At 40.3% G+C, this 21,955-nt stretch carries 23 protein-coding genes and 1 pseudogene; 21 read left to right on the plus strand and 3 right to left on the minus strand.

Going from position 1 to position 21,955, the window contains the following annotated elements; genetic code table 11:
* The first annotated feature begins 33 nt into the window (after window positions 1–33).
* Window positions 34–180 (plus strand): DUF6548 family protein, encoded by a 147-nt coding sequence (locus WMO62_RS10640; RefSeq protein ID WP_349144616.1) that lies wholly within the window; start codon window positions 34–36, stop codon window positions 178–180.
* 165 nt (window positions 181–345) lie between these two features.
* On the opposite strand, the gene WMO62_RS10645 is transcribed toward WMO62_RS10640, so the two are convergent.
* The 3 genes from WMO62_RS10645 to WMO62_RS10655 form a co-directional block, all read right to left on the minus strand.
* Entirely contained in the window at window positions 346–1,200 is an 855-nt protein-coding gene (locus WMO62_RS10645; protein WP_349144617.1) for a hypothetical protein, read from the minus strand.
* Window positions 1,187–2,320: an AAA family ATPase gene (locus tag WMO62_RS10650; protein WP_349144618.1), complete on the minus strand. Its 1,134-nt coding sequence runs from the start codon at window positions 2,318–2,320 to the stop codon at window positions 1,187–1,189. The genes WMO62_RS10645 and WMO62_RS10650 overlap by 14 nt, the downstream gene beginning before the upstream one ends.
* Before the next feature lie 149 nt (window positions 2,321–2,469).
* Window positions 2,470–3,579, minus strand: a complete 1,110-nt coding sequence (locus WMO62_RS10655; protein ID WP_349144619.1) for an adenosylcobinamide amidohydrolase — start codon at window positions 3,577–3,579, stop codon at window positions 2,470–2,472.
* Between the two features lie 86 nt (window positions 3,580–3,665).
* On the opposite strand from WMO62_RS10655, the gene WMO62_RS10660 reads away from it, so the two are divergent.
* The 20 genes and pseudogenes from WMO62_RS10660 to WMO62_RS10755 all read left to right on the plus strand — a co-directional run bounded on the left by WMO62_RS10660 (window position 3,666) and on the right by WMO62_RS10755 (window position 21,936).
* On the plus strand, window positions 3,666–4,586 hold the full coding sequence (locus WMO62_RS10660) for a TIM barrel protein (protein ID WP_349144620.1): 921 nt from the start codon (window positions 3,666–3,668) through the stop codon (window positions 4,584–4,586).
* Between the two features lie 374 nt (window positions 4,587–4,960).
* The gene (locus tag WMO62_RS10665) at window positions 4,961–5,377 is read left to right on the plus strand and encodes a hypothetical protein (protein ID WP_349144621.1); all 417 of its coding nucleotides are present in this window, start codon (window positions 4,961–4,963) and stop codon (window positions 5,375–5,377) included.
* Window positions 5,378–6,174: 797 nt separating this feature from the next.
* Window positions 6,175–6,918: a recombinase family protein gene (locus tag WMO62_RS10670; protein WP_349144622.1), complete on the plus strand. Its 744-nt coding sequence runs from the start codon at window positions 6,175–6,177 to the stop codon at window positions 6,916–6,918.
* A gap of 193 nt (window positions 6,919–7,111) precedes the next feature.
* Window positions 7,112–7,699, plus strand: a complete 588-nt coding sequence (locus tag WMO62_RS10675) for a hypothetical protein (RefSeq protein ID WP_147600932.1) — start codon at window positions 7,112–7,114, stop codon at window positions 7,697–7,699.
* On the plus strand, window positions 7,696–7,977 hold the full coding sequence (locus WMO62_RS10680; protein ID WP_349144623.1) for a nucleotidyl transferase AbiEii/AbiGii toxin family protein: 282 nt from the start codon (window positions 7,696–7,698) through the stop codon (window positions 7,975–7,977). Before WMO62_RS10675 ends, WMO62_RS10680 begins: the two co-directional genes overlap by 4 nt.
* Before the next feature lie 92 nt (window positions 7,978–8,069).
* On the plus strand, window positions 8,070–8,591 hold the full coding sequence (locus WMO62_RS10685) for a nucleotidyl transferase AbiEii/AbiGii toxin family protein (RefSeq protein WP_349144624.1): 522 nt from the start codon (window positions 8,070–8,072) through the stop codon (window positions 8,589–8,591).
* 367 nt (window positions 8,592–8,958) lie between these two features.
* Window positions 8,959–9,378: a hypothetical protein gene (locus WMO62_RS10690; RefSeq protein WP_349144625.1), complete on the plus strand. Its 420-nt coding sequence runs from the start codon at window positions 8,959–8,961 to the stop codon at window positions 9,376–9,378.
* A 159-nt stretch (window positions 9,379–9,537) separates the two neighbouring features.
* Entirely contained in the window at window positions 9,538–10,773 is a 1,236-nt protein-coding gene (locus tag WMO62_RS10695) for a WYL domain-containing protein (protein ID WP_147600929.1), read from the plus strand.
* Between the two features lie 2 nt (window positions 10,774–10,775).
* A complete protein-coding gene (locus WMO62_RS10700; protein ID WP_349144626.1) occupies window positions 10,776–11,687 on the plus strand; it encodes a WYL domain-containing protein in 912 nt (303 codons plus the stop codon).
* A 170-nt stretch (window positions 11,688–11,857) separates the two neighbouring features.
* Window positions 11,858–13,129, plus strand: coding sequence for an RtcB family protein (locus tag WMO62_RS10705; protein WP_349144627.1), 1,272 nt, complete (start codon window positions 11,858–11,860; stop codon window positions 13,127–13,129).
* A complete protein-coding gene (locus WMO62_RS10710; RefSeq protein WP_349144628.1) occupies window positions 13,098–13,859 on the plus strand; it encodes a nucleotidyltransferase domain-containing protein in 762 nt (253 codons plus the stop codon). The genes WMO62_RS10705 and WMO62_RS10710 overlap by 32 nt, the downstream gene beginning before the upstream one ends.
* Before the next feature lie 507 nt (window positions 13,860–14,366).
* Window positions 14,367–14,793 (plus strand): annotated as a pseudogene (locus WMO62_RS10715) (P-loop NTPase family protein); the annotation flags it as partial.
* Between the two features lie 176 nt (window positions 14,794–14,969).
* Window positions 14,970–15,470: a site-specific integrase gene (locus WMO62_RS10720; protein WP_349144629.1), complete on the plus strand. Its 501-nt coding sequence runs from the start codon at window positions 14,970–14,972 to the stop codon at window positions 15,468–15,470.
* A complete protein-coding gene (gene ychF / locus WMO62_RS10725) occupies window positions 15,418–16,518 on the plus strand; it encodes a redox-regulated ATPase YchF (RefSeq protein WP_117497164.1) in 1,101 nt (366 codons plus the stop codon). The genes WMO62_RS10720 and ychF overlap by 53 nt, the downstream gene beginning before the upstream one ends.
* A gap of 103 nt (window positions 16,519–16,621) precedes the next feature.
* Window positions 16,622–17,500 carry a prolipoprotein diacylglyceryl transferase gene (lgt, locus tag WMO62_RS10730; RefSeq protein ID WP_147600923.1) on the plus strand — a complete coding sequence of 293 codons (879 nt, stop codon included), beginning with the start codon at window positions 16,622–16,624 and terminating at the stop codon, window positions 17,498–17,500.
* A complete protein-coding gene (locus WMO62_RS10735; protein ID WP_349144630.1) occupies window positions 17,493–17,633 on the plus strand; it encodes a hypothetical protein in 141 nt (46 codons plus the stop codon). The genes lgt and WMO62_RS10735 overlap by 8 nt, the downstream gene beginning before the upstream one ends.
* Before the next feature lie 191 nt (window positions 17,634–17,824).
* Entirely contained in the window at window positions 17,825–18,256 is a 432-nt protein-coding gene (gene mraZ / locus WMO62_RS10740; RefSeq protein WP_117497160.1) for a division/cell wall cluster transcriptional repressor MraZ, read from the plus strand.
* A gap of 11 nt (window positions 18,257–18,267) precedes the next feature.
* Window positions 18,268–19,203, plus strand: a complete 936-nt coding sequence (gene rsmH / locus WMO62_RS10745; RefSeq protein WP_349144631.1) for a 16S rRNA (cytosine(1402)-N(4))-methyltransferase RsmH — start codon at window positions 18,268–18,270, stop codon at window positions 19,201–19,203.
* Window positions 19,204–19,248: 45 nt separating this feature from the next.
* Entirely contained in the window at window positions 19,249–19,746 is a 498-nt protein-coding gene (locus WMO62_RS10750; protein WP_118509853.1) for an FtsB family cell division protein, read from the plus strand.
* Between the two features lie 9 nt (window positions 19,747–19,755).
* Window positions 19,756–21,936 carry a peptidoglycan D,D-transpeptidase FtsI family protein gene (locus tag WMO62_RS10755; RefSeq protein ID WP_349144632.1) on the plus strand — a complete coding sequence of 727 codons (2,181 nt, stop codon included), beginning with the start codon at window positions 19,756–19,758 and terminating at the stop codon, window positions 21,934–21,936.
* The last annotated feature ends 19 nt before the right edge of the window (window positions 21,937–21,955 follow it).

Here is a 21,955-nt window from a genome sequence, read left to right on the forward strand (position 1 = left end):
AATCGTTTCCTCTGAGATCTGCAGGAGAAAATTATGAACCAGAAAGATATTGAATTTTTTGAAGCATATAAGCGTCTTGACGTGCTTTGCAGAGATGTTCTTAATTGTAAAAATGGTGTTAGTGAATACATTCAGCAAATGGAGGTATCCCATCAGGTATTGGGGAGGGGTACTGGATGATTCGTTTGTCTGGTTGCGATAATGGCTACACTACTTTATGGACTGTATTCTTTTGTAAGCCTAATGTGAAGAAGTTGTAGTGTGATATGAATATTGGTGAAAAAAGACAGCGGAGTATGCGCTCCGCCGTAAATGATGATTTAATTTAGTAAAATTTTGAAGTTTCTATATGTTTTCCACAGTTTCTTCGTCACACTCTACGATAACTCCCAGCTCAAGTAATGCCATTCCTACAAATGAAAATAGTGAAAACGTGTTTTCGGTAACATATTTTTGTTGTTGGTAATCATAAACATCCAGAAGTGTTGGTGCCAATACATCCAGGTCATATGCAGAGATATTCATTGCTTCTAAGCCGTTATCCATTTCCGTGACTGAATGAATGAGCCGTTTTTCGGCCTCGACCGATTCTTCTGAAAAGACGAGATCAGTCGTTTGCATGTGTAGATTTTCTTTATCGGAACAGTCATCCGGACAGATTGTATTGGTAAGAAGAGCTTTTGCTTCTGTGCCCATTTTACATGTTTGCTCGAAAGTATTATCTTCCAGACAGGACAATAAGTAGCTTTCTATAGCTGGATAACTTAACAGTAACTGTCCTTGATCGCCATTGTCATTACCATAGGGATCCGTGTATTTTCTGACATACTTTCTCCTTAATTCATTGGGTTTATAACTAAGCACATCTCTGTCATATAAAAAGAAAATGGGACAATCTTCAGGTTTAATTTTAAATTCTTCTCTTAATCGGCAAAATAACTCATCTAAGGATTCTTCTGTTAATTGAGTCAGCTGATTTTTCGGGAGATTCAACGCAAATACACGGAACTGGGGATTATTTCCATACCCGATAAATTCATCAGAGCCTCTTCGCAGCTCCTGGACTTCATAATCAAGTATATCAGCAAATAATTTTTTCAATAAACGAAGTTCAGTTCCACCTGTGGCCGGTCTGCCTCCTTCAACAACAAAGATCACATTACCAATATTCTTATCTTTATCAATCCTATATTTCTTCATATAGCGGTAACCCCTCAAACATGCCACCGAGATACATTTTTTCAATATTTTGAGCAGCCCTCGGTTTAAATTGAGAAAGTCTCTCTACCTGACTTCCAGTCTCTCCTTTAAAAGTAATCAAATCAATTTGATCAGGACGGAAGACAGAGTTTGAAATCAGGTTTGTGTGATGTGAAGTGATAAAAAGTTGCGAATGAGCAGCATTCTCCATAAAGAAGCGGATGATTTTTTCGGCTAATTTATTATGAAGACTGTTCCCAAATTCATCAATAATCAACATACCAGGATTTTCAATAACGTTGATCAGATTAGGCAGAAGATCCGCAAAAACCTGATTTCCCTGAGATTCATTGATAATAGTATTAGGAATAGGGAAAGTCTTTCTCTTAAAAAAGACGGATTTTTTATCAGATCCTATGGATATTGTTAAACCAGCGCCTGTACTCTCTGATCCATATTCCACAAAGAAGTCATAATGGAATGCATCAAGATATTTATTTATTTTTTCTATGCCAAATTCCTCCGCATACTTTGTTATTGATTTTCCATAGGTAGCTCCCAGATTATATCCATCAATGATGTATGAGTTCTGTAAAAACTCCATAAGTTCTCTTAAAGTAGGCTCCTGTGGAAAACGGCCAGTGTTAAAAGATGCTGTTCTTAAAAACAGGGTTTCACTGTCGAGCTGTTCATCTCTTGTTAAAGTCTCTCCGATTCTTAATTCCCCGGTATTTCCATGTCTCTGCAAAACTGTAATATCGTCAATTTTTAAATTTTCTGATATACTGTTTGTCTGAATATCATATTCAATTGTATAAAATACTTTTTTTCCATTAAAAATGAATTCATATTCCACTATAACAATGGGATTGGCAGAAAATATACATCTATGTCTGGAAAATGAGGTACCTTCTCCTTTTATCATTTTTATAAGGAAGGAAAGTCCCTTTAACGCATTTGATTTACCTGATGCATTGGGACCAATAAATAGAGCTCCTTTCAGGGTTTCATTATCAGTTATATTCGTTTTTTCAAGAATAGAATATTTAGATGCAGTGAAGTCAAATTCAGTTCTTTCTTTAAATGAAAGAAAATTTGTGAGATACATTTTAGTCAGCATAGTCATTCCTCCTTGTATTTATATTTTAAGCGGTAGTCATTCTCTAGTCAATATTAAGTGTAAAAAAATTACACTTAGATTGTAAAAAACTTTTATTTAATATTGAGAGTATGATATGCAGGAAACTGTTTTCTTATTCTACTATAATATTACCGTTTTATCATCAGTAGTTCCACCAATCCCTGCAGATAGAAATCTGCCATCTTTGCTATTGGATCCTGATTATCTGAGCAGGAATAGTGATCATCTGTAGGAATCTTGGCAAGGTTCAGAAGCTGTTTTCCGGCCGGAAGGGCTTCTTCTGGAGATAATAATTTCCAGTCCAGCTGATCCATCAGATGGGCGTAGAGGGAGGTGTAGGTTACCAGAGTATTTTCGCGGCAGATCTGAGACAGACGATCCTCAAATTCTGCACGTACAAATGGTGACAGGTTCTTTTCCTTTTCAGATAATCTCTGGAGATAGGTTCTCCATACGGCATCTTCTGTGATGCCGAAGCGGTCCATGCGGTTCAATATATTATGCTGGAAAGCAGGATTGAGCCCGGACTGACGGTCGAGAGCTTCCTTCACAGCTTCTTTTACAGTTTTTCCAATATATTCCCCTAATTTACAGTGTTTTCCGGCGTTGGTCAGATAAGTAGAGGAAAACGGATTTGCAATCAGGATCGTTCCATCTGTTCCGGATCCGGTGGCGATGCCGCGGGAGTACCGGCTGGGAGCAAGCAGCTCCTGGATAGTAGCGGTCTTGGCTTCCGTACAGGTTACCAGTGCCCGTGCCAGGGCACCTGGAGAGAGTGCTGCATCGATATGGAGAATGATATTGATGGTTCCTGGTTTAACTGGATCGGAGATTCCGGCTTTTTCATGCCAGACAGCAGGGTCACCTACGCGGCTGGCATTGATCCGGATGCCTCCGGTGACGATAGCAGTTACAGAAAAATCTTCGTAATCCATGGTCTTGATGGAAACGTTATGCATGCTGGCAGCAGTGGCAAGCCCGGTACAGTGTTTGGGATCAAGCCCTAAGTCCTCCAGTGCCAGGAGCTTCATATGTTCTTCGTAAGTATCAGCCCTGAGTTCACAGGACATCCCGGCGCCTGGGTTACAGTCATTGTTAAAGACTGCCTGCAGATCGGTGCGGAAACCGCCGCCGATGGGACCGGTACTTAAAACATCCCGTGGTCCGGCAAAGCAAAGAACCAGAGATTTCTTGTAATGATGCAGTGTATCGCCACCGGGCAGCTCCATAAGTTTCATGATGATGAGATCCCTCCAAATATGTTATACTGTTCTTATCATAGAGCAGGAATATAGGGAATGCAAGGAAAAGAGGGTATGGATGTATGAAATTTCAGATGAATTTTACCACATCGTATGATGATGTGATCCGCTTTACTTCGGCGGATGATTTGCAGCATTTTTATATGGAGCATGGCTGCACAGGACTGGAAGTCATGCCGCTTGGTTATTCTACGAAAGAGGCTCCGGATGTATATTTACCAGCGGAAGAGTGCCCGCTGATCCGACCGGATATGGTAACAGGAATCCATTGCTGCTGCAGTGGAGACTGGATGAAGCGTAACCGACAGGAGCTGATCTGGCATTACCGCAAAGATCTTAATTATGCGGTCCGTATGGGTGCGGAATATGTAGTCTTTCATGTGGTGCAGGTGGATGATGAAGAGGGCCTTACCTACAAGACCAAACATACGGACCGGGAAGTGATTGAAGAAGCGGCTGATTTTATCAATGCGTTACTGGATGGGCAGCAGTATCCGTTCTGGTTTCTAATGGAAAACCTATGGTGGCCAGGACTGACATTCTTACATCCAGAGGATACACAGGCACTTCTTGACAGAGTACACTATGAGAAAAAAGGCTTTATGCTGGATACTGGGCATTTCCTTCATACAAATCTGGAGTTGAAGACACAGGAAGAAGGCGTGGAATATCTTCATAAGATGCTGGATGCGCATGAGAGTATGATTCCTTATATAAAGGGTATCCATCTTCAGCAGTCTCTGACCGGCGAGTATGTAAAACGATGGATTCAGTCGCCTCACGAATTTCCAGAGGATCCCATGGAGCGGTTCTGCAAAGTATATGAACATATCTTTCAGATCGACCGACATGAGCCATTTACAGCTAAAGGTGTGGAAGAGCTGGTGAGGCGGATCAATCCTTCATATGTAACGTATGAGTATATTACCAGAAGCAGGGAAGAGTTGTCAGCATATCTTCAGGCGGGAAGGCTTCGGTTATAAATTTTTGATTTAAGAATAATATAACAGAGAATTAAATTATCAGATAATATATTGACAAATCAGATAATAATTGTTATAAATAAAGAAAAGGAATCCAGTGGGAATCTGGAGCGGTGCATCACTGTGATAGTAGTTCATATTACTAGAGTCAGAGCCTAAAATAGAAATTGCAGGTAATGTTTACGCACATACATTAGTTTGCAGACAAGTATTATTTATTGTATTTGTCTGCAAACTTTTTTATTCTTATAAACAAAATGGAATTTTATATGGGGGAGGGGTGATACCGGTGGGCTAATCAGATGGTGGATTGCGTACTTAAAGAAAGAAGGCGAAAAAATCAGTACTTAATATTTTGAGAGAAGGAGGTACATATGAAACGGCATTTATTTAAATCTATATTATCATTATTTCTCTGCTTATCAATGATACTGGTACCAATAAATGTTTATGCGGCTGGTGATACAGGAAATTCTGTTATTGAGACACCAAGTGGAAATATTATAATAACAGAATCGGACTCCATAAGAACGGCAGAAATGACTGATGCTGAAGGAAATATTATTAAAGCGATTTTTAATAAGCAAACACAAGAAGCACAAATTTATGTTAATGGAATTAAATCTAATTTCAATAATACCTCCATCAAAAAGGCACCACCTGTTAGTGCAAGTGAGAAAGTGATTGGAAATTATAAGCGCAGATCCTCTATAGATACGTATGCGTATGCAACGTTAGATATAGAACAGACAATTGTATGGCAAGGATTAGCACAGACATCGTATGTTTGAGCAGATGCAGACACTTCCCATGGGAGTATCTGCAATGAATTAAATGTCAACGATTGTAAATGCTTGGATGAAGTGTACCCATTGTGTTGTTTGATGATTATTTGATTTTGTGAGATAACTGTGTATGTTTTATTTTATAATTATTGTAGTTATAATGATTCGTCTGTTGTGGCATATATGTAATTATTATTTTATAATAAAGCCAAAAAGAGAATATTCTATGGGCAGTGTAGTTCTTCTCTCGGGTTTTCTGTGTGCGAATTGTGTTCAAAGTAATATACAATTTTTGTTTTATACATGGACATATATGCCGAATGATTTTGACATAATAAAAATCATTTTTTGCATAGCAATTATATTAGAAGCAATATTTTCCTTATGGTATTGTAAAAGCAAGGTAAACCGGAAGGGAGCTTCATTTCCGTATTACCTCAATATTATTGGTTGTGTAATCACGATTCTTCTTTTCTTATATTTTTTTAAATAGTAAAAACTGGGTAGTGAAAGATATACTGCCCAGTTTTTATTTCAATGGTTCTTTTAAAATTATTCTTGTCTGAATAATAAATCAAGTAATTTGCGATCTTCCTCAGAACTGATGATGTATTTAGATCCAAGCAGTGGAATATACCATTAGAAGTAACGTTGTATAGAATACCATTAAAATTACTTGTATTAAATGTAAAATTATGGTACGTTAATATTATTAAAAGAAACGGTGGTTTGTTTTAATGGTATCATATGAATCTATAACATATTACAGATCATTTTAGGGATGAGAATGGAGTAGTTGCAGTATGGGAAAGCTATATGGGTACTGTCGAATAAGTACAAGAAACCAGAGTATCGAGCGGCAGGTGAGAAATATTTTAAGAGTCTATCCGGAAGCTATAATTATAAAGGAGATTTATACGGGTACCAGTTTTGATAGACCTGAATGGAACAAGTTAATGCGGACTATACAGGATGATGATGGAATCGTATTTGATGAGGTATCTCGTATGGGTCGAAACGCTGCGGAAGGTTTTGATATATATAAAGATATGTTTGAACGGGGAATCAATTTAATATATCTTAAGGAATCACATATCAATACGGAAAGCTATAGGGAATCGATGCAAAGCGTTATTGACATGGAAATTCAGTCCGGGAATCCTGATGCGGATGAACTGGTCAATTCGATTGTAAAAGCTGTAAAACGCTTTGCGCTGAGCAAAGTTGAGAAAGATATATACCGTGCCTTTGAGCAAGCCGAAAAAGAAGTCGATTATTTACATCGGCGTACAAAAGAAGGTATTGAAATGGCTCGGCTCAATGGAAAGCAGATCGGGCTGAAAAAGGGGACTAAGCTTGTGACTCGGAAATCAATTGAGGCTAAACGAGCGATTCAGAAATACAATAAGACATTTGGCGGTCCTCTTAACAATATTGAAACGATAAGGCAGATTGGGATATCTGAAACTACATTTTACAAATATCGGAAGGAGATTATAGAGGAATTGCTCGTGAAGCAAGAGGGTGCTCAAAAGGATTCATGTTGATACAATTGGAGCATCGTCAGTATGTATATTACAGTAGGAAGTTTTCGTTTATAGTTGTTGCTCACTGAAAATCTATTGACAAGACATGAAATGATTATTATAATTTAAATAAAATTCGGCAAAAGAATAAAATGCCGAATAACATTTGAATTATTTCTATGGATTTGGATATACTGGAATTGAGGTGAGCAATATGACAAATACAGTACAGATTCCAAATGACCAAATGATTTTTTCAGTTCAAGAGCTGAAAGATAAAGGTTTTTCATATTATAAAATTAATCAGATGGTTGATAAGGGAATCCTAATAAAACTAAATAAAAAATATTATGAAAATGTAAATTTTGATGGTGAGGAATCGGATTTCTACTATGCCTATGCATTTGTACCAGATGGAGTAGTTTGTCTGCTGAGTGCAGCTGTGTATTATAATCTGTCGACTTATCGCCCGGATGCCATTGATGTAGCAATTCCGAGAAAAGCAAAGGTATCAACTCTACCGGATTGGCCGGAACTGAATGTATGTTATTTTACAGATAACCGATTTGATGTTGGTATCGTGACCGTAGAGGATGGAAATAACCGATTTCGTATATATGATATTGAGAAAACTGTTGTTGACATCGTTTTCTACAGAGAAAAAATCGGAATTGAAGAAACGAAAGAAGTTCTTACAACCTATCTTCATCGGAGTGACCGTAATCTGAATAGACTAATCAGATATGCGGAGATGCTTAAATGTGGGGATGTAATGAAAATGTATCTGGAGGTGCTGGTATGACAAACGCTATATCGGTAAAGGACAGATTAAAGAAACAAGCGATAGAAGATGGAAAGACTATGCAGGATAAGCTGGTCACCTATGGTTTGGAGAGAACAATATATAGATTATCTGTTTCAAATTATGTGGAGAGATTTACACTAAAGGGCGGTATTTTCTTGTATGCACTATTTGATGGAGAGTATGCTCGTGCAACAATGGATATTGATCTTTTGGCACAACGAATTCCAAATGATGCAGAAGAAATGAAGAAAGTATTTAATGACATTTTTCTATAGAGTGCGATGATGCGTTACGATTTGATCTGAATACGCTTGAGGTCATCAATATAACTGAATTCAAGGAGTATCAAGGAGTAAATGTATCCGTTATGGGATATCTGGACAGAACCAAGGTCCCGGTATCAATAGATATTGGTTTTGGGGATATGGTGTATCCAGAAAGAGTGAAAATGAAGTTCCCGGTTCTGTTGGACATGGAAGTTCCGGAGATATATGCTTATTCGATTTATTCTGTCATAGCAGAAAAATTTGAAGCATTTGTTTCGCTAGGGCTTGTAAATGGCAGATATAAGGATTTCTATGATATTTATGTTTTGGCCGACAGCTATGATCTTGATGGCATGGAATTAATGAAGGCGATTGTAGAGACATTTACTCATCGAGAAACCAATTTTGACGATATTGCAGCCTTTGATGATAATTTTACCAAGGATGAGACCAGGCAGCGGAGATGGAGAGCCTTTATCAAAAAGAAGAAAGCACTGGTGAAAGTAGAATTTGAAGAAACAATGCAACTATTAAAAGAATTATTACTGCCCATTGTGGATTCAATTCATAACAATAATTCCTTCGAGCAGACATGGAGCAAAGAAACAAAAAGCTGGAGGTGAGTACATAAAATTAGCAATAGGAATCGTGTGAAAAATATCTTCTGCTTTTTTGGTTTCTGCTTTTTGCTAAAGTTACACTTATGATGCAACGTGATGAAAATGGACAGATTATCAAGGAGTCCGTTATTAAATTTGATTTGCGCGGTGAACTTGGCGTTGCTGTGGAATTGTGTAAACAGGCTGTTCCAGTAATTGCTAATGAGTGTATGGTGCGCGTATTTTATAAGGCATCTTGCAATGGAAATGAAAGAAAATAGTGTAAGTTGTCTTGCAGACATGAAAAAGATTGATTGGAATTCTGTTAAGCCTGTCAATAATCCAACAATTACACGTATGTTGATTGTTTCAACGGGAGTATTTACTGCACTTGATGTTGGTGAGGCAATTGCAACTAAAAAGTATTGGGTGTCTATTAAATTATGTTGGCGTGGGAAGATTTGCGGTTGCTATTGGTTCTGATGTGAGTTGGGGACTTAAAGTTCGAAACGTTAAAAAGGTTCGAGATGTGTATGAGAACATAAGGTATCAGACATTCAGAAAAGCTGATGTAGATATTTATAAAAGAATAGGAACAGATATGGATATACAGATGGATAAATTCGGTCGCTCATTAGAGCAGACGGAAATACTTTATAATCTTGAATATTACAAGACACTTGATGATATAGAACACACCAATATTCCTATAACTGGAGAAAGTGTTAAAGAACTGAAAACTACATGGCTCCAGGAATGGACGAAAAGGTCTTGTGGAACTAAGATTAAAGAAAGACGTTACAAAGGGTAAAGAGAAAAAAGCTATTGCTGAATCTATAAAAAAGGCAGAAGAATCTGTGGAGGCAATGAAGGTTGCTCGAAAAAATATGCTAAAGTATAATAGCTCTTTTGCTGAAGGTATGCAGATACAATGATAAATTGCATCCGGGAAAAGTTAGGAGGCGAAACCATGGCATACAGCGAATTAATCAAAAATTTTAATAAGATACGAGATTACATGCGGGATTTTTATGTCTATGGTTTCAAGAGCCGGGATGATTATACGAAAAAAAGTACCAGGTCTTATGACGACGAGAAACGTCGGATAGAGAGCTGGCTTGGTGACTATATGAAATTCCATCAGACCGTTGATGGTAAGAATGTATTTTTGTCAATTGATAGCAGAGTAACCAGACACAATCCACTTTATAAGGCATGGAAGACAAAGAGTTTTACAGATGGAGATATTACTCTTCATTTTATTGTTATGGATATTCTTTCTGCGAGACAAGAACTATCGCTTGGAGAGATCGCATATCAGGTAGACGAATATCTGTCTGTTTTTGGACATGCAAGAGTATTTGATGCTTCTACGATCAGGAAAAAACTCAACGAATATGTAAAAGAAGGATTGCTGCTAACGAGAAAGAACGGTAAGACAATGTTATACCGTCGCGCAGAAGAGTTTGAAATTCCAAGTAGGGATGTTTTGGATTTCTTTTCAGAAACCGCACCATGTGGTGTGCTTGGATCTTTTTTGGAAGATAAAACAAATGATATTGCTGATCATTTTGTATTCAAACATCATTATATAACTAGTGCATTGGACTGCGAAGTTTTGTGCATGATACTGAAAGCAATTCATGAAAAAAGAAATATAACAGTCGAGATGATTAATCGTAAAAAAGATCGCATTACGGAAACGAATGTTGTTCCTCTTCAAGTGATGATCAGTGTACAGAATGGGAGACAGTATATGATGGCTTATGCTCCATATTTTAAACGAATAACAGCGTATCGTCTTGATAATATTGTGACTGTTAAAAATGGTGACGTTGCAGATCGGTTTGATGAATTAAGAGATAAACTGAGTAAAATGCAGCAACATATGTGGGGAGTCGCTACAGACAGTCGATCAGGAAATCGAATAGAACATATTGAATTTACAGTTCAATATGATGATGGAGAACAGCATATACCAAGGCGATTGGAGAGGGAGAAACGAATCGGTCAATTGGAGTACATGGATGAGCATACATGTCGTTTTTCTGCTGATGTTTATGATGCAAGCGAATTGATTCCATGGATACGTACGTTTATCTGCCGAATCACAGATATTTCAATTTCTAATAAGGCGTTGGAAACACAGTTTAAAGAAGACTTGCAGGCGATGTATGAAATGTATGGATTGAAAGAGGAGGAATGATTATGCTGTTTCATGAAATTTACAGTACATATTTTCAAACCGTTGCAAAAATCTTGACAGAAGCGGTAGAGCATCCGCTTACGACTGAAGAAATCAACGCAATCATTCAGGATTATGCATTTGAAGAAAGTATATTGAATATTCCGAAGGCTTTGGGAATGGCACATTGGCAATTATTGAAAGAAGATGGAGCAACCATTCTCAGAAAGAATCCAACGATGCCACTCACAATTTTGCAGAAACGCTGGATTAATGCAATTGCATTAGATCCGAGAATACGTTTGTTTATGGATCAGCCAGTTGTATTTCCGGATGTTGAACCGTTATTTCTTCCGGAAGATATTTATGTCTTTGATAAGTATTTAGATGGTGATCCGTACGAGAATCCAGAATATATTCAGAACTTTCGGTTAATATTGGATGCGATCAAGCATCAATATCCGATACAAATCAGCATTACCAATCGTCATGGAAAACGAATAACAACCAGAACGATTCCTGAATATCTGGAATATTCCGAGAAAGATGATAAATTCCGGTTAATTGGAACAGGAAGCAAACTGGGAAATACGATCAATCTTGGAAGAATCACTTCTTGTGAAAAGTGTGAGAATGAACAAGGCGAAAAAATTGGGAAAAGAAAGCTGCCACAGCCGCGAAAAGTGATATTTGAACTGGTTGATGATAGGAATGCTTTGGAACGTGTTCTGATGCACTTCGCACATTTTGAAAAACAAGTCGAGAAAATAGATGAGCAGAAGTATCAAGTTACGTTGTACTATGACAAAGAGGACGAAACAGAGGTTATAATTCGTGTACTTTCATTTGGACCAATGCTTTACGTTGTAAAGCCCGTGGCATTTATTCATTTAATAAAGGACAGATTGTCAGATCAAAAAAGTTGTGGACTGTAAAGGTTCGCAACTTTTTTTCCATGATAAAAAGAAACGGAAGAGATAAACTATGGATCATAGCACAACACGTGAGGGACAAGTTCTTGCAGGTGGACTTAAGATCCACTTTGCAGGATATGGTTGTCGTAACAGCTGTCAGGCGTGGTTTGTTGAGAAAGGAGACGTATGAAATGTTTGAAATAAAGGGAAAAGTTGCAACAGCGATTTGCTATGCGAAGGTGGTTGAAGATGAGGCGATCGAACAGATTAGAAGAATGTGTGACTATGATTTGACAAAGGGAAGTAAGGTGCGAATTATGCCGGATGTTCATGCCGGAAAAGGTTGTACAATCGGGACAACTATGACAATCACAGATAAGATATGTCCTAATATTGTAGGTGTCGATATTGGTTGTGGAATGTATACTGTAAAGTTGCAGGAGCAGGTATTAGATTTTGAAAAAATAGATGAAGCATGCCATTATGTGCCTTCGGGAATGAATGTATGGGAAGGGAGAATGGAGCGTTTTGATTTGACACAGCTTAAATGCTATAGAGCTTTGCGAGATACAAAGAGATTAGAAAGATCACTTGGAACGCTGGGTGGAGGAAACCATTTTATCGAGGTTGATCGGGCAAAGGATGGTACATATTATCTGGTCATTCATTCAGGAAGCAGGAATTTAGGAAAACAGGTAGCTGAGATTTACCAACAGCTGGCAATTGATTTGCATGCGGGAAAAGAAGAGTACTTCAAAGAGCGAGATGAGATTATTCGTACTTACAAAGAGCAGGGGAGAAGGGCAGAAATTCAGGAAACATTAAAGCAATTAAAACAGGACTACGAGACACAGGATTTAGATGCACCAGATGACATCTGTTGGCTTTATGGATCGTTTATGGATGATTATCTGCATGATGTTGAAATCTGTCAGCGTTTTGCAAGAAGGAGCAGAGAGCGCATGGTGGAGATTATTATTGAGAGAACCAAACTGACGGCGGTAGAATCTTTTCATACCGTTCATAATTATATAGACGTCGATGAGATGATTCTTAGAAAAGGTGCCATTGCCGCACATGCCGGTGAAAAAATATTGATTCCGATTAATATGAGAGATGGTTCCGTTCTTGCAGTTGGCAAAGGAAATGTGGAATGGAATAATTCAGCACCACACGGAGCTGGTAGAATCATGTCCAGAACAAAAGCAAAACAGTCCATTGATTTGGAGGAATACAAAGCATCCATGCAAGGTATTTATTCTACCTCGGTGAATGCGGATACATTAGATGAGGCACCAATGGCATATAAATCGCTTGCGGATATTATTGATGTGATTAGAGATTCTGTAGAGATTATTGATATTATGAAACCAGTATATAATTTCAAAGCTTCGGATGGAAAGGAGCCTTGGAAAAAGAAGGGTGACGCAAATGAGAGAAAAGATACAGGAGCAGATTCGTAGAATTGAAGAATCGGAAAATATAAAAATACTTTTAGCTGTTGAATCGGGAAGTCGAGCATGGGGATTTGCCTCTCCGGATAGTGATTATGATGTGCGATTTGTTTATATCAGAAGGACAGAGGATTATCTGAGACTGGATGCAGTTCGAGATGTGATCGAACTGCCAATTGATGATATTTTGGATATTAACGGATGGGATTTGCAAAAGACATTAAGATTATTGTATAAGTCAAATCCAACACTATTTGAGTGGTTTTCTTCACCAATTGTTTATCAGGAAACAGAATTTGCCGACAAGCTTCGTGATTTGATGATGCATTATTTTTCATCAAAGAAGACGTTGTATCATTATATTAGCATGGCTGAAAAAAACTATCGGGGATATCTAAAAGGTGAGCTCGTCAGAGCAAAGAAATATTTCTATGTCTTACGTCCGGTACTGGCGTGCCGATGGATCTTGGACCGAGGTACGCCTCCGCCTATGTTGTTTTCGGAGTTGATAAAAGAGGAACTGCCGGTAGAATTAATCAATGCAGTGAATCAATTGCTGGAATTAAAGATGAACTCATCCGAAGTAAAATTGATTAAAAGAATTACGGAAATAAATGAATATCTTGATACAAGTATTCCGAGTATCAAAAGTGCAGTGAGATTACTGGACGATAGTCATACATCAGAATGGAATGAGCTGAATCAATTGTTTTTGCAAGAAGTGATAAATTGGGAGTAATTTGCACAGACATCAGGAATAGAATAGTGGCAAAGTATCAGCAAAGAAAAATCCACTTCAACTTTTTTGAAATCAATTCTACGATAAAAACATACCGTCTAGACAGCTACTTTTTTAGTTATTATCCAAAAGACATGTAATATATAGGTTCAAATGGTGAAAGTGCCCATTTGGGCCTATTATTGTATGAATTAATATGTTACAACCAGAGCAAGGTCCACCCGTGTAATGCAGTATTGTCATTTTGACAATTTTGTATTACGTACGAGTAGCAGACTTGATGGGGATTACGGGTCTTCGCTCCGCTTCGGTCCGTGCTAAGCATAGGATGAGATTGGGCCACAGCCGGTTGAGAATAAGGCGGTTGAAAAGATAGCTGCAACAGAGTCGGAAAAGCAACCATCATCTGGCCGTAAAAATGGCTGTGCAGGAGTCGGAAATGTGGCACCTAGTAAAGTAACTGAGAAATATAAAAGAAATAAATATCATGAAGTAAATTATTACTATGGGGAAGCGAAAGAAGCTTATTTTCCCAAGGGTGGCTTTATGGGGATGAAGAAACATTCCAGGCAATGTGCCTGTGACAGAAAAGCGTATGAAGAAGAATAAAAATATTTTAAAGACAAAAAGCACCGGGAATTAGTCGGCAGAAATACAAGCATCTGTTTTGACGAGAGCAGAATGGAAGAGTGGACATTTGAAAACGCAGATATGTCGGATGCAGTCATGCATAGAACAAAAACCTATGTTGATACTGGGATGGCAGGAAGTAACGGTAAATATGACAAATTTTAATACCATTATCGACGATATATTTCCACTGGCAGACAAAACAGAATATATCAATGCATTGGTTTCCTATCAGCTTTTGATTATTGATGATCTTGGAGTGGAACGAAATTCAGAATATGCATTAGGAATTATTTTCAACTTGTAAAGAGAAAAGAATTTGAAAAATTCATTTCGGAAAGGATGGAAATATAAATGAATGACAGGAGATGAAAATGAATATTCACAAAAATAAGATGCTATGGTATAATACAAGATACTGTATTAAGGCTTCTTATGAGAGGAGCTGAAATATGGGAAAAGATTTAAAAGGCAAAGAACTTGGCAGGGGAATATCCCAAGAAAGTATGGGATTATACTCAGCCAGGCGAATTGATAGGATTGAAATGGGAAGATGTCGATTTTAAATCTAAAACAATTCAGATTTGCAGAAGTATGGAATATCGTTACAGTGCAAAGGAGTGGCGTATTGGAGAACCAAAGAATAAATCAGGTTACCGTACGATACCCTTAACAAAAGAAGCGGTTGCTATACTAAAAAAACAAAAAAAGAATAAGAGGATTTCAGAAATTTCAACAGAATGGGAAGAATTTGTGTTTCTGTGTCGAAAAGGAACACCGGTCAAGAACAGTACATATGATACAGCGCTGTTTAAAATCTGTGATAAAGCAAAAATTCCAAGATTTTCGATGCATATCTTGAGACATACAAAAATAAGTATGCTGAAATCCCTTGAAATCAAAGGTATTTTAGGAGGAAATAGAGAAAATGAAATTAGGAATCGTAGGACTTCCAAATGTTGGAAAAAGTACATTATTTAACTCCCTGACCAAGGCAGGAGCATTGTCTGCAAACTATCCGTTTGCAACCATTGATCCGAACGTAGGAATTGTATCCGTACCGGATGAGCGGATCGTGAAGCTGGGAGAACTGTATCATACAAAGAAAGTGACACCGGCAACTATCGAATTCGTGGACATTGCAGGCCTTGTAAAAGGAGCCAGCAAAGGAGAAGGACTTGGTAACCAGTTCCTTGCAAATATCCGTGAAGTAGATGCCATTGTTCATGTAGTACGTTGTTTTGAGGATCCGAACATCATCCATGTGGATGGTTCCATTGATCCGGCAAGAGATATTGAGACCATCAATCTGGAGCTGATCTTCTCTGATATTGAGATCCTGGACAGAAGAATCTCTAAGATCGCAAAACAGGCAAAGATGGACAAGACTTATGCCAAAGAGCTGGAGCTTCTTGAAGCTGTCAAGGCACATCTGGAAGAGGGAAAGATGGCCAGAACCTTTGAAGTCCCGGATGATGAAGATGATGAAGCGTGGTTTAAGAATTACAATCTTCTGACCGCAAAACCGACCATCTACGCTGCAAATGTAGCGGAAGACGATCTGGCAGATGATGGTGCATCCAACCCGCATGTGGCTAAAGTCAGAGAGATGGCAAAAGAAGAAGGTGCAGAGGTATTTGTAATCTGTGCACAGATCGAGCAGGAACTCTCTGAACTGGATGAGGATGAGAAGAAAGAATATCTGGAGGATCTGGGAGTAGAATCCAGCGGACTTGACAAACTGGTGGCTGCAAGCTACAGCCTGTTAGGACTGATCAGCTTCCTGACTGCAGGTGAGGATGAGTGCCGTGCATGGACTATCAAGAAAGGTACGAAAGCTCCGCAGGCAGCAGGTAAGATCCATACGGATTTTGAACGTGGATTTATCAAAGCAGAGGTAGTTAATTATCAGGATCTGCTTGACAATGGAAGCCTTTCCGCAGCAAAAGAAAAAGGAATCGTCGGCATGGAAGGAAAAGATTACGTGGTGAAAGACGGCGATGTGATCCTGTTCCGTTTTAATGTATAAAGAAGGACTTGGAGCTTGTCGAAATCTGTCGATGAAATCAAGTTGCGAAAAGACAGAAACTACCATAAAATGAGATTGTGAGACGGAAAGGAAATATTCATCGATGAACATGTCAATCAACTTTCCACATCTGGGAATTTATCTGGAACATGTGGGAAAATCCATTTCCATCCATGGCTTTAGTATTGCCTATTATGGAATTATCATGGGATGCTCGATCCTGCTGGGCTTATACCTGGCAGAGCGCGAGGCAAAACGAACTGGACAGAATCCGGACACTTATACAGATCTGGTTATTTATGCCATCGTCGTATCGATCATCTGTGCCAGGACATACTATGTGATCTTCTCGTGGGACAGTTATAAAAATGATCTTCTGAGCATTTTTAATCTGAGACAGGGAGGAATTGCCATCTATGGAGCAGTGATCGGGGCAGTTGCTACGGTCTATGTATATAGCAGGGTGAAAAAGCTGTCATTTCCGGTTATGCTGGATACGGCCTGTATCGGACTGGTAGCAGGTCAGATCCTGGGACGGTGGGGTAATTTCTTCAACAGAGAAGCCTTTGGCGGTTATACAGACAATCTGTTTGCTATGCAGCTTCCGGTCAGTGCAGTGCGTGTCCATGAGATTACAGATGAGATGTGGGCACATGTACAGATCATAGGCGGCGAACAGTTTATACAGGTACATCCCACTTTTCTGTACGAATCTTTGTGGAATGTGGGTGTGATCTGTTTCCTGTACTGGTATCGGAAACGGAAAAAGTTCCAGGGAGAACTTTTTCTGACTTATCTGCTTGGATATGGACTTGGAAGAGCATGGATCGAAGGACTCCGTACAGATCAGCTTCAGATTGGCATGACCGGAATACCGGTATCCCAAATGCTGGCATGTATACTTGTGATTTTTTCCGCAGTAACAATTCTATGGGGCAGAAGTAACGCAAAGAGGAAAGAACAGGCGAAGACAAATGAATAAGGAATTGATCGAGAAACAGCGCAAAGAGCTGGATCGTATGGCGGAAGAGACTTGTGATCTTACTTCACTGGTCGCGGAAGCACAGAAAATGGACAGACTTATTGAGGTCTGGGAACAGGAACAGTTACTGTAAAGCGACAGCCTGCATCAGAGATGATGTGGGCTGTTTTTTTGTGTGTAAATCTGAAGAATTTCTTAAGACAGATATTGCTTTTTTTACTTATTCGGGGTATTATAAGTGCATAAGTGGTAAAAAGTGGCGTATTGTGGTTCTGAAATGGTAGAAAGTGGAGGAACTGACAGAACGAAAGAGGGTGAAGACGCATGTTCATGGGTGAATACAGACATACGGTAGATCCCAAAGGCAGGCTGATCGTACCCTCAAAATTCCGCGAGCTTCTGGGAACAGAGTTCGTTGTGACAAGAGGACTGGATGGTTGCCTTTTCGTGTATCCTATGGACAGCTGGACGGCCTATGTAGACAAATTGAAGAAGTTACCACTTACAGATAAAAATGCCCGTCTTTTCATGCGTTTTCTGATTGCAGGAGCAAACACCTGTGAACTGGACAAGCAGGGACGAATTCTTCTTCCGGCAACACTTCGGGAATTTGCAGGATTGGAAAAGGATGTATTGCTGGCAGGTATGCTGGATCATATCGAGATCTGGAATGAAGAACGCTGGAAAGAAAATGCTGATTTTGGGGACATGGATACCATAGCCAGTCATCTGAATGAGGTAAGCGGAAGAGAGTGAGGAGAGAACCCATGGAATTCAGCCATTATTCCGTTATGCTGAAAGAGACAATTGAAGAACTTAAGGTGAAGTCGGACGGAATCTATGTGGATGGAACGCTGGGTGGCGGCGGACATGCGTATGAGGTATGTAAGAGACTGTCGGATGCGGGACATTTTTATGGGATCGATCAGGACGCGGCAGCCATTGCGGCAGCGTCACAGAGACTCTCAGAATTTGGAGATCGTGTGACGATTATCCGCAGCAATTACTGCGAAATGTGTAAAGAGCTACGGGACCGAGGGGTGACCGGTGTGGACGGTATCGTTCTGGATCTGGGAGTATCCTCTTATCAGCTTGATGAAGCAGACAGAGGTTTCACTTACAGGGAAGATGCAGCTCTTGATATGCGGATGGATCAGCGCCAGGAGAAAACAGCCAGAGATATTGTCAATGGCTACAGTGAGATGGACTTATACCGGATCATACGTGATTACGGAGAAGATAAATTTGCAAAAAATATCGCGAAACACATTGTACAGGCCCGCGAGAGACAGCCGATCGAAACCACCGGTGAACTGGTGGAGATTATCAAGGCGTCGATCCCGGCAAAGATCCGCATGCAGAAAGGACATCCGGCAAAGCAGACCTTTCAGGCTATCCGGATCGAACTGAACCGGGAGCTGGAAGTGCTTCGGGATTCCCTGGACGATATGATCGATTTTTTGAATCCGGGCGGAAGACTCTGTATCATCACCTTCCATTCACTGGAAGACCGGATCGTAAAGAATGCATTTCGCAAAAATGAACATCCGTGTACTTGTCCGCCGGACTTTCCGGTCTGTGTATGCGGAAAAACACCGAAAGGAAAAGTGGTGACAAGAAAACCCATCCTTCCGGGAGAGGGAGAACTGGAAGAGAACAGCCGTTCCAAGAGTGCGAAGCTCAGAGTGTTTGAACGAAGCTAAGGGAAGCGGCTTGAGACGATAAAATGGCAGAAAGGAAGACCGCATATGTCGACAGGGAGAAAACGTCGAGTGATTGAAGGAAATACAGTGCGGAAACTCCAGGTAAGGGAAGAAAGACATTACCGGAGACAGGAAGAATCTCATGCATACAGGGTAGAACGTGATCAGAAAATACAGTATACGACTGTGATCTATATGCTGTTTCTGACCATTGCGGCTGCTATGGTTCTGTGGTCATGTGTAACTTACCTTCAGCTTCAGGCAGAGACCACCAGCAGAGTGAAGAATATTGCTGCGCTGGAGACGGAGCTGGAAGATCTGAAAAAAGAAAACGATGATAACTATACGAGAATCATGACTTCGGTAGATCTTGATTATATCCGCGATGTGGCAATCAATGAGCTGGGGATGGTCTATGCAAATGAAGATCAGGTGATCTTATACGATGGAGGGACCAAAGACTATGTACGACAGAGTCAGGATGTTCCGAAAGACAGTAAAACTTCATTGATGGATCAGCTTCTTGGCAAAAATGGAAAGTAGGAGTAATCTATGTCAAGACATCGCAGACGGCTGTCCAGGAGACAGCGTGGCATTCTGAAGATGAAACGAAAACTGGCACTTTTGTTTGTTGTGATCGTACTGCTTCTTATGGGAATCATTGTACGACTGGTCTATATCAACAGAGTCAGCGGCGAGCAGTATAAGAAGAGAGTTCTTGCACAGCAGGATACCAAAAGTCAGACACTTCCTTATAAAAGGGGAGATATTTATGACCGGAACGGAACTGTTCTGGCAACCAGTGAAAAAGTATATAATCTGATCCTGGATCCGGGTGTCCTGTGGAAAAACTATGACGAGGATGCCAAGAAGGACTGTGTGGAGCCAACCTTAAGTGCGTTGGTGGAGTACTTCGATCTGGATCGGAGCGAATTGAATACGATCATGCAGGAGAAAAAGGACAGTCATTATGTCATGCTGAAAAAGCAACTGACCAAATCGGAAGTGCAGGATTTTGAAGAAGCAATGGATGATAAGGACAGCAGGATCGAAGGTGTGTGGCTGGAAGATACTTACATCAGAAGGTATCCTTATGATTCTCTGGCATGTAACGTGATCGGATACACGGTATCCGGAAATGTGGGACAGTACGGAATCGAGCAGCAGTATTCTGATACACTGAACGGTGAGGATGGGCGTACCTACAATTATCTGAATGAAGACCTGGAGCAGGAAAAAAATGTCCGTGCAGCCGTGGATGGAGATTCTGTCATGTCCACGATTGATGTGACCCTGCAGGAAATCGTGGAAAAAGCGATCAATGATTTCCAGGAAAAATATACGAATAATTTTCGTGAGGGAGAAGCTGGAAGTAAGACGGCAGCAGCCATTATGATGGATCCCAATACAGGAGAGATCCTTGCCATGGCAAGCAACCGGAAATATGATCTGAACCAGCCTTATGACTTGGTGGCAAATGGAATCGCCACACAGGAAGAATCAGATGCCATGACAGAGGAAGAACGGCTGGATAAGCTCAATGAGCTGTGGCGTAACTTCTGTGTCAGTGATACTTATGAGCCAGGTTCCACCGCAAAGCCAATCACAGTGGCAGCGGCGCTGGAAAGTGGTGTGGTTCATGACGGCGATACATTTCTGTGTGATGGACGTCAGAATGTGGGCGGCCATGAGATCTGGTGTGCAAAGAAGATCGGTCATGGTGTGATAGACCTGGAAGGTTCTTTGAAGTTTTCCTGCAATGATGCCCTGATGCAGATTGCCGCAAAGCTTGGAGAAGAGGAGTATTCTAAATATCAGAATCTGTTCAACCTGGGACTTCGTACTGGTATTGACCTGCCAGGTGAAGCACGTACAGACAGTCTGATCTACTATGCCAAGGATCTGGCACCCAGTGATAATCTGGTCATGGGAGCCACAGACCTGGCAACCAATTCCTTTGGTCAGAACTTTAATGTGACTATGGTACAGTTGATCTCAGCATTTTCTGCGACTATCAACGGCGGTTATTATTATCAGCCCCATGTAGTGAAGAAAATTATGGACAGTAATGGAGGTACGGTAAAAAATGTAGAGCCGATCCTTTTAAGACGTCCTATTTCTTCCAAGACTTCTGCATTGATCCGTCAGTATCTGTATGCAACCATGTATGGTGCGCAGGATGCCAATGGAAATAATGCAACTGGTCGTGCTGCCCGGATCGCAGGATATGCCATGGGTGGTAAAACGGGTACCGCAGAGAAGATCCCGAGGGATAAGACCAACTACCTGGTTTCCTTTATTGGATTTGCACCGGCGGACAGCCCGCAGGTGGTGCTTTATGTGGTTGTAGATGAACCGAATGCACCGAAGCAGTCTACCAGCTCCTTTGCACAGGAGATCTGGAAAAATATTATGAAACAGGCACTTCCATACCTGAATATCTATCCGACAGAGGAGATTCCGGAGGATATGAAGGCTGAAGTGGAGGCAGAACAGGCAGCAGCTGCGGAGGCGGCAGCTTCTGAGGAGGAATCTTCGGAAGAGGAAAGTGCCCTTCCGGAAGGAACGGTAGTGGATCCGCAGACAGGGGAGACTGTACAGATGCCTGACCCGGACAGTGTGGATCAGAGTGATGACTCCGTGCTGGGAGACGCACCGGTTAATGAAAATCTGGAAAATGTGGAACCGGCAGATGCTACGGAAGATACGGCAGACGCCAATCCTACTGAATAAGAATGCAAAACACCTCATA

Source organism: Hominiventricola aquisgranensis (assembly GCF_040096225.1).
Lineage (GTDB): Bacteria > Bacillota > Clostridia > Lachnospirales > Lachnospiraceae > Hominiventricola > Hominiventricola aquisgranensis.